Below are 13,473 nucleotides of genomic sequence, written 5' to 3'. Positions count from 1 at the left end.
GCAGTCATTATAACTACTACGCTATCCTAAGTCTAACTTTTTGGGGTCAGATCAAACCTTGTCTTTTTTCATTATACCAGCAGCCGGGGTCGAACCGGCACGATGTTGCCATCGCTGGATTTTGAGTCCAGTGCGTCTGCCAATTCCGCCATGCTGGCATATGTATATGATAACACACATAAAATACTTTGTCAATTTAGCAATAATAGGAAACTGTAGAAGAGGTGTGTTCATTGTTATTTAATTTATATTTTAATTACATGGGTTATAATATAATATGGTAGTAAGACTATGTAAAGAAATATTTTTTGAGTGTATTATTATATAATTTATTTTAACTAATCAAATAAAAAATGTAAGGGTAAAACAAAAAGCTTACGTCTACGAGGATAGTCAAGAATTAAACAATGTAAAACAAGTGTTTTTAGTTGACAAATTAAAATATTTTTTCAATAGTATATTGTAAAACTATAACATATGTAGTATAATTATAGGAGTATATAGAATTATAAAAATATTAATGTTATTTTTATAAAGGAGTGTGAGTGCTGGTGGTAGTTACGTTGTTTACATCGCCAAGTTGTACTTCTTGTAGAAAAGCGAAAGCTTGGCTTATTGAAAATGGAATAGACTTTGTGGAAAGAAATATTTTTTCAGAAGCTCTGACAACAAATGAGATTAAAGACATTTTGTCTATCACGGAGCACGGAACAGAAGATATAATCTCATTCAGATCGAAAACTTTCCAAAAATTGAATTTGGATATTGAAAGTATGTCAATTCAAGAATTATATAAAGTTATTCAAGATAATCCAGGAATGCTTAGAAGACCTATCATTGTTGATGATAAGAGATTACAAGTTGGGTATAATGAAGATGAAATAAGAAGATTCCTTCCAAAGGAAATAAGAGTAAATCAATTAAAACAAATAAAAAATATGGTTAAGTAAGTACGCCCTGATACTACTTTTTCCGGTTAATTTAAAGGGCTGATTCAAAAGTCCTAAAGTTTAAAAAAGTGTATATTATAACTCATAGACGCAGTGGTTTATTGATATTTAAATTCGCTTTAAAAAAGCTTTTTAGATATCTAATAAACTGTACGGGGGTGACTCAACAAAATCGATTTCTCCGAAATCGCGATTTTTGAGTCACTCCTTTTTTATGAAATGAAATTTAGTAACAATCCTGTAAAGAAGTTATACAATAAATAAAAGAAAGAGGTACTTGATGGAAAGAGAAGATATAAAATTTATTACTGGAGAAATCCATTTTTTAGAGTTAGTAGAGAAGAAAAGTTCATCATTAGTTTTTAAAGGACCGAATGAAGAAGAAATTAGCTGTAACGAGTCTGATGTAGAAAGTTTAGATGATTATGAAATTGGAGAAGAATATTCAATGTTCGTATATCCTTCTCGTAGTGGGAAATTATTCGCAACACCGAATATTCCAGAAGTTACGGTTGGAGATTATTCGTTTAGTAAAGTAGTAAAAGTTGAAGAAGATAGAGTAGGTCTTGATATTGGATTTTCTCGTGAAATTCCACTTTTAGGTGAAGATTTACCTAAGTTAAGAAGTGTGTGGCCTAAAGAAGGTGATGAACTGTTTATTACTTTACGTCGTGATTTTAGTGGTCAATTATTTGCACGTTTAGCGACAGAGACTATCGTAGCATCACTATATTCTAAAGCTACTAGAAACATGAAGAATAAAGATATCGAAGCTTATCCTTATCGTTTGATGAGAGTTGGGACATTCTTATTAACAAAAGATGGTTATAAAGTATTTGTTCATGAAAGTGAACGTGAAAAAGAACCACGTTTAGGGGAAAAAGTTACTTTGCGTGTTATTGGTGTTAAAGATAACGGAGAAATTAATGGTTCATTTTTACCACGTGCTTACGAAAGAATGGATAGTGATGGTCAAGCTATTATGGATTACATTGAAAACAACGGGTATTGTGAGTTTACAGATAAATCAGATCCAGAAGAAATTAAAGCAGTGTTTGGAATGAGTAAGGGGAGTTTCAAACGTGCTGTTGGAAGATTATTCAAGAATAAACTTATTATGATTGAAGAAGACGGGTTATATAAACGTAAAGGAAGATAAAATTATGAAAAAAGTAAAATTAGATAAAAACGCACTATTAGGTGGAATTGTATTAGAAAATGATAAATATCAAGTGGTACATATGAATCTAAAAGTAGGGAATCAAACAGACTCATATAGTAATGATAAAAATATTTTATTATTAAATATTAGTGGAAAGATTACAGTTTCTTTTGAAGAAGAGGTTGAGACTGTAAATGAATTTGAACTATTGGAAATTCCAGCAGGGGTAGAGCATGTAATAACTTGCCTACAAGATGCGCAGGTTTTTGTAGTAAAACTATAACTTACATAAGGTGGCTTAAATGGAATATCTTTTTAGGCCACCATTATTAATTTTAAAGTAGAGGAATACGATGGAAGTACAATTTTTAGGAACAGGAGCTGGGCTTCCAGCAAAATTTAGAAATACACAGAGTTTTGTGTTTAACTTTATGCAAGAACTAAAAGAGTGTTGGATGTTTGACTGTGGAGAGGCAACGCAGCATCAGATTTTAAAAACAAACATTAAGCCAACAAAAATAACTAAAATTTTTATTAGCCATCTTCATGCTGATCATGTATTAGGGTTAATTGGTTTTTTATCTTCTAGAAGTTTTCTTTTAGATACGAATGCTTCAAAGGTTACTATCTATGGTCCGGTAGGGATTAAAGATTTTATAGAAAAGAACATGATGTTCACACATTGTTCACTTTCTTATAGCGTGGAATATATTGAAATTTCTAGTGAACAGTGTATAATAGATAATAAAACTGTTACTGTTTTTAGCTATCCATTAGCTCATAATATTGAATGTTTTGGATATAAAATTATATTTAAAAAACAAAAAGGGAGCTTAGATGCAGATAAGTTAAGAAAATTAGGAATTATGCCAGGCCCGTTTTATAGAGAAATAAAGGAATCAGATACTTTTGAATTTAATGGTAAGGTGTATAATTCAAGTGAATTTTTATCTGAGGATAAACCTGGAAAAGAAATCTCGATTATACCAGATACAAGATACTTTGAAGGATTGGGTGAATTTGTTAAAAATAGTAATATCATTATTACAGAGTGCACATACTTATTAAAAGAGGATGCACATCATGCGAGAAAAAACTATCATTTAAACATTTTAGATGTTGAGAAGATGATAGAGAATAGTAAGGTTGAAAATTTATTTTTAACACATATTAGTGCAAGATATGATAGAAATATCGAAAAAGATGCTGTGGAATCGTTATGCGATAAATGTAGTGTAAAGGTTGCCCATGATTTAGACGAATATATTTTGTAAAGAGATGGAGGAAATTATGAAAATAGATTTAGAAGAAAAAACTATTGAAGTTGAGAAAATATTCAAAGGTAAAGTTCTTGATTTAGAAGTACATACTGTAACTTTACCAAACGGAGAAACTTCAACACGTGAACTGATAAATCATAGAGGAGCAGTGGCGATATTAGCCCTAACAAAAGATGATGAGGTTATTCTGGTTGAGCAATATAGAAAAGCTATCGAGGCTGTAACTTTAGAAATACCTGCAGGTAAGTTAGAGCCAGGAGAAGATAATAAGAAATTAGCCGCTATCCGTGAATTGCAAGAAGAAACAGGATATGTGGTTAGAGAAGAAAAACTAGAGAAACTTTGTGATGTTCATGTAGCTTTAGGTTATAGTTCTGAATTAATCACTATATATTATGTTGATAATTTAGAATATGCTGGAGAACAAAATCCTGATGATGATGAATTCATTAATTTACGAAAATACAAAGTTGAAGAAGCATTCAAACTTTTAGATAACAATGTTATAACTGATAGTAAGACTATGCTTGCATTATCTTACTTAAAAAATAGGAAAGGCGCAAAATAATATATGACTATTTATGATGAGATAATTAAAATAATTCAACAATCACCATATAAACTAACACCTCAAAGGGAAAAAATTGTTGAGATTTTAGTAGAAAACGATGAACAGCACCTTAGTGCTGAGGAGCTATATTTTATATTAAAAGAGAAAACACCAGATATCGGTATTGCTACAGTTTATAGAACTTTAGATATTTTCTATGAATTAAAAATCTTAGAAAAAATTTCTTTTAGTAATGGTGTTTCTAAATATCATTTAAGACAATCTGTTGATGATGAACTACACCATCACTTAATTTGTACTAACTGTAATAATATAGAGAAAGTATCAAATCCTATATTCAATAAACTTATTGAATACATGAGAAAAGAATATTCATTTGAAGTTCAGGATAACTCTCTATCATTTTATGGTACTTGCGCTAAGTGTAAGGATAAAGGTGGAAATTAATGCATTTTGACAAATTAGAGAAAATATTATTACTTATCTCTAGTGTAGTTTATGTAATATACATCGGGTTTGTTGGAGGTATGATTAACCTGTTTCGAGAATATGTAGGAAATGAGTATTTAAGAACTAAAATTGTTGATCAGATTCGTGAACAAACGCGCCTTACTCAAGATAGTGCTAATGTCTCTACAAAAGATATGCATTTTATCTTTCAAATTATGGGGCAACTTGCATGGTTATACTTTGTACTTTTAGTAGTGTTATTTTTACTATTACTTTTTGTGATTCTAAAAAAGAGAATAAATCACAATATAGTGGCATTTCTATTTTTAGTGTATAGTATATTACTATTAATCTTTAGTTTAGGTATATTATTTATTAGTTGTATAATATACTTCTTCTTAGGAATAAGAATAATATTAATACGAAATTCAGAAAAATATAAGAGTGAAGTATAATTTCCGAGGAATTCAGTTTCTTCGGAAATTTTTTCATTACTTTCTTTAATTTACAACAAAATAATAAGCATCATGTTATAATAAAATTAGAAAGAGTTTAAATAAAATAAGTAGGAGAAAAAATGAACGTTAGAGAGAATTTTGAGACAATAACAAGAGAAATAGCGGAAACTTGTAAACAAGTAGGAAGAAATGCTGATGAAGTGAAATTAATAGCTGTAACTAAATATGTTAGTGATACTAGAGTTGAAGAAGCGATAGAAGCTGGAATTACTGATTTTGCTGAGAATCGTCCGCAAAATTATGTAGAAAGAAAGGATAAATATTCTAATAAGACTTGGCATCTAATTGGAAGTTTACAAACTAGAAAAGTACGTGATGTGATTAATGAGGTTGATTACTTCCATGCATTAGATAGAGACAGCTTAGCTAAAGAAATTGAAAAACGTGCAGAAAAAGAGATTAAATGTTTCGTGCAGGTGAATGTTTCTGGAGAGGAGAGTAAGCATGGTTTAACTTCAGAAGAAGCCATTGATTTTATTAAATCATTGGAACAATATTCAAAAATAAAAGTTGTCGGCCTCATGACTATGGCACCTTTTGTAGAAGATGAAGAAATACTACGTAATTGTTTTAGAAAACTAAGACAGTTACGTGATGAAGTAAAAGGGCTGAATCTATCATATGCACCATGTGAATTTTTATCTATGGGAATGAGTAACGACTATAAAATTGCAATTGAAGAAGGTGCAACTCATATAAGAGTTGGTACTGCATTAGTAGGTTGTGAGTTAAAATAATAAAATATAGAGGAGGGGTAGTATGCAAAGGGTGATAACTGTAGATGATTTAATCGTCACTATTAAATACAGAAGAAAAATGAAAAACATCTATTTAAAAGTTGAGAAAAATGCTGATGTAGTAGTAAGTGCCCCTCCAAGAACACCTAACTATATCATAAAAAAACTTATTCAAGAAAATATAGATGAGATAAAACTTAGAAGAAATAATATCTTGAAGAATGGTCATACTGTTAAAAATTATGCAACAGGTGAAAAACATTATGTTTTCGGGAAAGAATTGACTTTAGAAGTTAGACTTGGAGATAAAAATAAGGTAACTATATCTAATGATAAGTTAATTCTAAGCGTTAAAGATAAATACCAAGATAGAGAACAAATAGTAACCAGGGAACTTAGAAAGTTTTTTTATAATAAATGTTTGGAGTTTCTTAGTAAGTATGAAAAGCTTATGAATGTTCATGCTGAACAACTTAGAATTAAAAAGATGAAAACACGCTGGGGAACATGTAATATTGAAGCGAAAAGAATCTGGATAAACTACGAACTTGTAAAATATCCAGTTGAGTGTTTGGAACATACTATTGTTCATGAACTTACTCATTTGTTAGAAACAAATCACACACCGAGATTTTATACGTTGTTAGGAAAGTACTATCCTAATTACAGAGAAAATGATAAACTAATAAAAAAATTTAGTAAAATATTGAATGGTAGATAGGAAAAAACAGAAGTATTATAATCTTTTTGAAATTTAGTATAAAATTGTAGTAAGTTAAAGAATTTTTTAAAAGTATTTAACTTACTCTTAAAAACAATAATTTAAGTGTGTAACGATTGACTTTTTATACTATTTACTATATAATTAATCAAGAGTTTTTAGTATTTTTATACTAACATTTTTGATGATACTTAAAAGTATTTTTGGAGGAAAAATAAATGTCACAAATTTTAAATAAAGAAGATGGAAAAGTAGTTATCGCTTTTTCAGCAACAAAAGAAGAATTTGCGAAAGGATTAGATCAAGCATTCAAACGTGCAGTTAAACGTGTTAATGCACCTGGATTTAGAAAAGGTAAATTACCAAGAGCCGTATTCAACAAAATGTACGGTGAAGAAGCATTATTCCAAGATGCAGTAGATTTCGTATTACCAGCAGCTTATACAAAAGCTATCGATGAATTAGAAGTTTCACCATTAGCTATGCCTGATATCGATGTTAAAGAAATCAGCAAAGAAGAAGGTGTTAAATTCGAAGCAGTTGTTACTGTTAAACCAAACGTTGAATTAGGTGAATACAAAAACCTTGGATTAGAAAAAGACTCAGTAGAAGTAACCGATGCTGATGTAGAAGAAAGATTAGATAGCTTATTAAGCCGTCAAGCTGAATGGCAAATCAAAGAAGGAGAATCTAAAAAAGGTGATATCGTAGTTATTGACTTTAAAGGATTCATCGGAGACGAAGCATTTGAAGGTGGAGAAGCTAAAGGTTACGAATTAGAATTAGGTTCAGGTTCATTCATCCCTGGATTCGAAGAACAATTAGAAGGAAAAGTTGCACCAGTTGACACAGAAGTTAACGTAACATTCCCAGAAAACTACCAAGTAGCTGACCTTGCAGGTAAAGCAGCTAGATTCGAAGTTACAATTCACGATGTAAAAGAAAAAGTTTTACCAGAATTAACTGATGAATTCGTTAAAGAATTTTCTAAAGAAGCAGCTTCAACTGTAGCTGAATACAAAGAAAAATTAAAAGAAGAAATCAAATTAGAAAAAGAAAACTTAGCAGAAAAATCTTACTCTGATAAAGTAATTTCTACAGCTGTAGAAAACGCAAAAGTTTCTGTTCCAGAAAAATTAGTAGAACAAGAAGTTAACTCTATGTTCGAACAATTCACTGGAAACTTATCTCGTCAAGGATTATCATTCGACTTATATGAGCAATTCACTGGAAAAGGTGAAGCTGATCTTAAAGCTGAAATGAAATCAGACGCTGAAAACAAAATCAAAACTTCATTCGTACTAGGTGAAATCGCTGAAGTAGAAAAAGTTGAAGTAACAGATGCTGACATCGATGCTGAAGTTAAAGAACTTGCTACTATGTACAACATGACTGAAGAAGGAATCAAACAACGTATTAGCGTTGAAGACTTACGTGGTGAGTTAGTAATCCAAAAAACTGTTGATTTCTTAAAAGCTAACAACTAATTTTAGCAAATCATCCTTAAGCATATAGAGTGTCTAACATTCTATATGCTTTTTTTAGAGGAATAAGAAGGTGGGGCTGCAGTTGAACGAATATATTAAAAACTTAGAACGAGAATTTTCTCTAATAAAGAGTGGATTTAAAGAAGAGGAGAAAAGAGCATTATTAGATTATAAATCTAATGATAAAGAGTATGTTAAAAGATTGGCTTTCTTATCATGTGAGTCAAAAGTAAACCAAGTTAGAATGTACGGTGTGTTTCTTTTCGGTTATTTATCAGATGATAGTGATATCTTAACTTTTATGAGAGATGAAGTATCTAAAGCTGATAATTGGAGAGTACAAGAGGTGCTTGCGAAAGCATTTGATGAATATTGTAAAAATACTGGTTATGAAAGTGCAATACCTGTAATTGATGAGTGGCTAAGCTCTGATAATCCGAATACTAGAAGGGCTGTCACAGAAGGGTTACGAATATGGACTAGTAGACCATACTTCAAAGAAAATCCACAAGAAGCAATAAAAAGACTAGCACGATTAAGAGAGGATGCTAGTGAATATGTAAGAAAATCAGTAGGAAATGCGTTAAGAGATATAAGTAGAAAATTTCCAGAGTTGATAAAAGAAGAATTAGAAAGTTGGATTTTGGGAAGTAAAGAAATAAAACAGGTGTATAAACTAGCTAGTAAATTCTTAGGCGGTAACTAATTATTATGAAATAATATATAGTTAACTTAATAAGTTATAAAAGAAGACTGTTATTAGAGTTTTTTATAAAAAAAGCATGTGCAGAGTTGTTATATAAATGTAGAATTAATGTGAAAATTTGAAGGAATTTAGCAATAATTTTAAATGTAATAGGGACAGGATAGGTATTTAAATAAGAATGAAAATCAATGAAAATAAAAAATAATTTAATTACAATAATTTTTTTATAGCTTATATTTGTATTTTTATAATTTTATAATTAATATATTTTAGTAATTTTAACTAAAATATAAATTATATCAAGTATCGATAAATCAGGTATTTATAGAGAAAATTGAACTGAATAGGAGATATATTTTTAGGTTTTTTATATATAAATAAAATGAATGCGTTATTTATTATTGTGTTTTTTAATGAAAATGTAAGGGGGGGACGCCTTTATGAGTTAAATATTTTATTGATTTAAGGAGATTTCTGTTATATAATGTAATTAAAGTATTAATTATCTATTATTACTTTGTCTTTAAATAACAGGTTTCTTGTAGATGTATACAACATATTTAGTTATCTTAAGCAAATAAATTTTTTATTGTAAGGTGTAAAAAAATGGAATTAAGAAGAAAGACCTTAAAATTAATGGGTTCTCATATAGATATTCTTATTTTTGATAGTGTTGATGCTGAGAATATTTTAGATGATGCTGTAGAAATGCTAAAAATGTATGAGCATAGATTTAGCGCGAATGACGATAGTTCTGAATTAATGGAAGTTAATCATAATGCAGGTATCAAAGCAGTCAAGGTTCATCCAGATTTATTTGACTTGATAAAGATAGGGAAAGTTCATAGTTGTGCGCAAAATAGTTTTCTAAATATTGCTATTGGGCCTATTGTACAGACTTGGAGGATAGGATTTAAAGATGTAAAAGTTCCGACTAAACAAGAAATTGATAATCTGTTAGAAATTACAGATCCTAATCAAATAATTTTAGATGAAAGAGATCAGTCTGTCTTTCTTAAGAAAAAAGGTATGGCTATTAATTTAGGAGCCTTAGCGAAAGGGTATATTGCTGATCTTATGATTGAGTATTTGAAAAAAAGAGATGTAGATTCTGGACTTATTAATTTAGGTGGTAATGTATTGGTCTTTGGAGATGCAAAGCACAACCAAGACTTATTGTGGCATATAGGTATTCAAAATCCATCCCAAATAAGAGGGAATCATTTGTTTACTATAGGAATAAAAAATCAGTCTGTGGTGACTTCTGGTATTTATGAACGTAATTATACAGAGAATGGCAAAACATATCACCATATACTAAATCCTAAAACAGGTTATCCTGTCGAGACCGATGTAGCTGGTTTGTCCATAATCTCAAAAAAATCTGTTGATGGAGAGATTTGGACTACAAGGTTATTTGGAAAACATGTTGAAGATATTATGGATGAAATAAATAGCTTACCTGATATAGAGGGTGTTGTAGTTACAACTGAAGGTAAAGTCTATTATACAAGCGGAGTGCTAGATAAAATAATATGTTAGATAAAGATATATTGAAGAATACTGAACATACTATTAATTTAAGGAGGCTTTATTAAAGTGGCTGAAGTAAAGAATAAAACAAATGTTAAAAAAGCAAAACAAGAAAATCTAGATACAAATAAAGTAGATAGTAAAAAAAATGAGAGAGGAAACAAAAACATGGTAAAATTAATTGGTCTAGTTGGTACAAACTCTAAAAAATCTACAAACCGCCAACTTTTACAATATATTCAAAAACATTTTGCAGGTAAAGCTGACATCGAATTAGTTGAAATTAAAGATCTTCCTTTATTCAACAAACCAGCTAATAAAGAATTACCTGAAGGAGTTAAAGAAATAGCAGCTAAAATTGAAGCAGCAGATGGGGTTATCATCAGTTCACCTGAGTATGACCACGCTGTTCCTGCATCATTAATGAGTGCAATCGCTTGGTTATCTTATGGAATTCACCCATTACTTGATAAACCAGTAATGTTAACAGGAGCTTCATACGGAACTCTTGGATCATCTCGTGCACAAGCTCATTTACGTCAAATGATGGACTCACCAGAAGTTAAAGCTCGTGTAATGCCAAGTTCTGAGTTCTTATTAGGGCATTCATTACAAGCTTTTGACGAAGCTGGAGATATTTCTAACCCAGAAACAGTAGCTAAATTAGATAGTTTATTTGCTGATTTCTTATTATTCATCAAAATTACTGAAAAATTAATTAATGCACATAAATTAGCTGAAAAAGAAATTGAAAACTTCTCTTGGGAAGATTTAAAATAGGATAGGAGTGTAGACACATGAAATTAGTAGGAATCGTAGGTTCAAACGCGGAAATTTCTTATAACCGCAAATTAATGGAATTTATAGCAAAAGAATATAAAGATTTATTCACTTTAGAATTATTAGACATTACTAACTTACCAATGTTTAACCAAGATGAAGATCATTCAAGAGAAAACAAAGATTTATTAGTAATGAACCGTAAAATTTTACAAGCTGATGGTGTTATCATCGCTACACCTGAGCACAACCACACAATTACTGCATCACTTAAGAGTGCATTAGAGTGGTTATCATTCGAATTACACCCACTTGAAAACAAACCAGTAATGGTACTTGGAGCTTCATACTATGATCAAGGATCATCTCGTGCTCAATTACACTTACGTCAAATCTTAGACGCTCCAGGTGTAAACGCGATTGTATTCCCAGGACATGAGTTCCTTTTAGGTAAAGCTAAAGAAGCTTTCGATGCTGAAGGTAACTTAAAAGACGACCGTACGGTAGGTTACTTACGTACATGTTTAACTAAATTCGTTAAATTTGCTACAGTAGCGCAATCATTAGCAGAAAGAAAACCAACACCGCCAGAAGACTTAACAGCTAGTGGAAAATGTGATACAACAATTGAAGGTGTTGATGGAAATGCTGATGACTGGTATGAAAAAGCAGCTGAAAAAGTTAACGCTGTATCTGGAGATACATATGTTAAACTTGATCGTGGTATCTTAACAGTAGACCAACTTAACTACTTCTTAAACTCTATGCCAATGGAATTAACTTATGCAGACAGCAATAACCAATTCTTATACTACAACTACCACAAAGAAGATTACGAAATGCTTGCAAAACGTCGTCCAGTACAAGTTGGATGTTCATTAGCAAATGTTCACCCAGAGCACCCAGAGAGAATACATAAGAGTGTAAACTGGTTAGTAGGATTACTACGTTCAGGACAAATTGATGTATTCCGTACACACGTACCAACTCACGGACCAGATAAATATGTTGTGCACAACTACCAAGCTATGTACGACAAAAATGGTAAATACGCAGGTATCAACGAGTACATCTTAGACTTCAAACCAATCGTAGATTGGTACTTAAAACAAACAGGTCAATCATTAGTTAAAAATGGAGTACCTGTAGGTCACGGATATGCAGCAGCACCAGCTCCTGCAGCGGCAGATGCAACAAGTGGAGCTTCTGACGCTGGTCATGGTGGAGCAGCACCAGCAGCGCCAGCACCAGCAGCGGATGCAACAAGCGGAGCTTCAGCATAATAAGTTAGAAAAAATGATAAAAAGGCTTAAGGATTATTCTTGAGTCTTTTTTATTTCTAGAGCATATCTAGAGAATATTAAGAAATATTAAGTTATAATATAAAATAAATACACATTAGTGTAAAATAATATTTACTAAATACGGAGAGTATTGTATGAATAAAAATAATGTTCTATCTAAATTATTTCATAGGTATTTTATTGTTGCTTTGAATGGAATGGCCTTAGGGTTATTCTGTACTTTAATTATTGGATTGATTATTAAGCAGATTGCTATAAACCTGAGTGGGAGTTTATCGAGTTTCTTACTTGTTATAGCGAGTATCGCAATGGCATTAACAGGTCCAGTTATTGGTATAGGTGTTGCTCACGCTCTTAAAGCCCCTAAGTTAGTGATCTTAGCATCGGGTGTAGTAGGATTTTTAGGTGCGTTTGGATCAAATCTAGGTACTAATAATTTGCTAGATCAAGGTAAACTGATAATTAGTGGTTCTGGAGATCCATTAGGTGCTTTTATATCTGTAGTTATAGCTGCGGAAATAGGTAGACTTATTTCTGGAAAAACTAAAATAGATATTATTATCACTCCATTTTTAACAATAATAATTGGGGGAATAATTTCTTATCTAACAGGTCCATATTTAATAAAAGGTATGAAAGTGCTTGGTACATTTATACGAGAAGCAACGGAATTACAGCCGTTTATTATGGGAGTAGTTGTTTCTGTTGTTATGGGGATAATTTTAACATTACCTATAAGTTCTGCGGCTTTATCAATAATATTAGGATTATCAGGAATAGCTGCGGGGGCATCTACAGTAGGTTGTGCAGCACAAATGGTTGGTTTTGCGGTTATAAGCTTTAAAGCTAATCGTTGGAATGGATTACTTGCTCAAGGTTTAGGAACGTCTATGCTTCAGGTGCCTAATATTATGAGAAAACCAGTAATTTGGATTCCTCCTATTATTGCAAGTGCTATATTAGGTCCCTTAGCAACTATTGTTTTTAGAATGGAAAATAATCCAGCTGGTGGTGGTATGGGGACATCAGGATTAGTAGGACAACTTATGACTTGGCAAACAATGTCATCTTATACAGCTCATTCGGTACTGTTTATTGAAATATTGTTACTACACTTTATATTACCTGCGGTTATATCATACGGAGTGTATTACTATATGGAGAAAAGAGGCTTTGTGAAAGCTGAAGATTATAAATTAGATTTATAAGAAATTAAGAACGGTTCTTTGTCAAATTCGGTTGATTTTGAAAATTAGGAGGAAGCTATGCTATAT

At 31.2% G+C, this 13,473-nt stretch carries 15 protein-coding genes and 1 tRNA gene; 15 read left to right on the top strand and 1 reads right to left on the bottom strand.

What is annotated here, in order from left to right; translation table 11 throughout:
* Positions 1–74 precede the first annotated feature (74 nt).
* Positions 75–158: transfer RNA gene (locus ACO6OL_RS08275), tRNA-Leu, on the bottom strand.
* 393 nt (positions 159–551) lie between these two features.
* On the opposite strand from ACO6OL_RS08275, the gene spxA reads away from it, so the two are divergent.
* The 15 genes from spxA (at position 552) to ACO6OL_RS08200 (ending at position 13,407) form a co-directional block, all read left to right on the top strand.
* Positions 552–950 (top strand): transcriptional regulator SpxA, encoded by a 399-nt coding sequence (spxA, locus tag ACO6OL_RS08270; RefSeq protein WP_004263567.1) that lies wholly within the window; start codon positions 552–554, stop codon positions 948–950.
* Between the two features lie 280 nt (positions 951–1,230).
* The gene (locus ACO6OL_RS08265; RefSeq protein ID WP_485502793.1) at positions 1,231–2,109 is read left to right on the top strand and encodes a CvfB family protein; all 879 of its coding nucleotides are present in this window, start codon (positions 1,231–1,233) and stop codon (positions 2,107–2,109) included.
* A 4-nt stretch (positions 2,110–2,113) separates the two neighbouring features.
* The gene (locus tag ACO6OL_RS08260; protein ID WP_314161071.1) at positions 2,114–2,395 is read left to right on the top strand and encodes a hypothetical protein; all 282 of its coding nucleotides are present in this window, start codon (positions 2,114–2,116) and stop codon (positions 2,393–2,395) included.
* 70 nt (positions 2,396–2,465) lie between these two features.
* A complete protein-coding gene (gene rnz, locus ACO6OL_RS08255; RefSeq protein ID WP_485502792.1) occupies positions 2,466–3,386 on the top strand; it encodes a ribonuclease Z in 921 nt (306 codons plus the stop codon).
* Positions 3,387–3,408: 22 nt separating this feature from the next.
* Complete coding sequence (locus ACO6OL_RS08250) at positions 3,409–3,960, top strand: NUDIX hydrolase (RefSeq protein WP_485502794.1); 552 nt, start codon at positions 3,409–3,411, stop codon at positions 3,958–3,960.
* 3 nt (positions 3,961–3,963) lie between these two features.
* Complete coding sequence (locus ACO6OL_RS08245; RefSeq protein WP_003143964.1) at positions 3,964–4,410, top strand: Fur family transcriptional regulator; 447 nt, start codon at positions 3,964–3,966, stop codon at positions 4,408–4,410.
* On the top strand, positions 4,410–4,868 hold the full coding sequence (locus ACO6OL_RS08240) for a DUF4064 domain-containing protein (RefSeq protein WP_314161068.1): 459 nt from the start codon (positions 4,410–4,412) through the stop codon (positions 4,866–4,868). The genes ACO6OL_RS08245 and ACO6OL_RS08240 overlap by 1 nt, the downstream gene beginning before the upstream one ends.
* Positions 4,869–4,990: 122 nt before the next feature.
* Positions 4,991–5,668 (top strand): YggS family pyridoxal phosphate-dependent enzyme, encoded by a 678-nt coding sequence (locus tag ACO6OL_RS08235; protein ID WP_314161067.1) that lies wholly within the window; start codon positions 4,991–4,993, stop codon positions 5,666–5,668.
* Positions 5,669–5,690: 22 nt separating this feature from the next.
* Positions 5,691–6,389: a M48 family metallopeptidase gene (locus ACO6OL_RS08230; protein ID WP_485502791.1), complete on the top strand. Its 699-nt coding sequence runs from the start codon at positions 5,691–5,693 to the stop codon at positions 6,387–6,389.
* Between the two features lie 218 nt (positions 6,390–6,607).
* Positions 6,608–7,876, top strand: a complete 1,269-nt coding sequence (tig, locus tag ACO6OL_RS08225; RefSeq protein WP_485487756.1) for a trigger factor — start codon at positions 6,608–6,610, stop codon at positions 7,874–7,876.
* Between the two features lie 82 nt (positions 7,877–7,958).
* Complete coding sequence (locus tag ACO6OL_RS08220; RefSeq protein ID WP_485502790.1) at positions 7,959–8,582, top strand: HEAT repeat domain-containing protein; 624 nt, start codon at positions 7,959–7,961, stop codon at positions 8,580–8,582.
* A gap of 606 nt (positions 8,583–9,188) precedes the next feature.
* Entirely contained in the window at positions 9,189–10,124 is a 936-nt protein-coding gene (locus tag ACO6OL_RS08215) for an FAD:protein FMN transferase (RefSeq protein WP_485502789.1), read from the top strand.
* A 57-nt stretch (positions 10,125–10,181) separates the two neighbouring features.
* Complete coding sequence (locus tag ACO6OL_RS08210) at positions 10,182–10,895, top strand: NADPH-dependent FMN reductase (protein ID WP_485502788.1); 714 nt, start codon at positions 10,182–10,184, stop codon at positions 10,893–10,895.
* A gap of 17 nt (positions 10,896–10,912) precedes the next feature.
* On the top strand, positions 10,913–12,178 hold the full coding sequence (locus ACO6OL_RS08205) for an NAD(P)H-dependent oxidoreductase (protein WP_485502787.1): 1,266 nt from the start codon (positions 10,913–10,915) through the stop codon (positions 12,176–12,178).
* Between the two features lie 155 nt (positions 12,179–12,333).
* Positions 12,334–13,407 (top strand): PTS sugar transporter subunit IIC, encoded by a 1,074-nt coding sequence (locus ACO6OL_RS08200; protein WP_485502786.1) that lies wholly within the window; start codon positions 12,334–12,336, stop codon positions 13,405–13,407.
* Positions 13,408–13,473 lie beyond the last annotated feature (66 nt).

It is taken from the genome of Gemella sp. (genome assembly GCF_057272915.1).
This window is presented reverse-complemented; position numbering and strand designations above follow the sequence as displayed.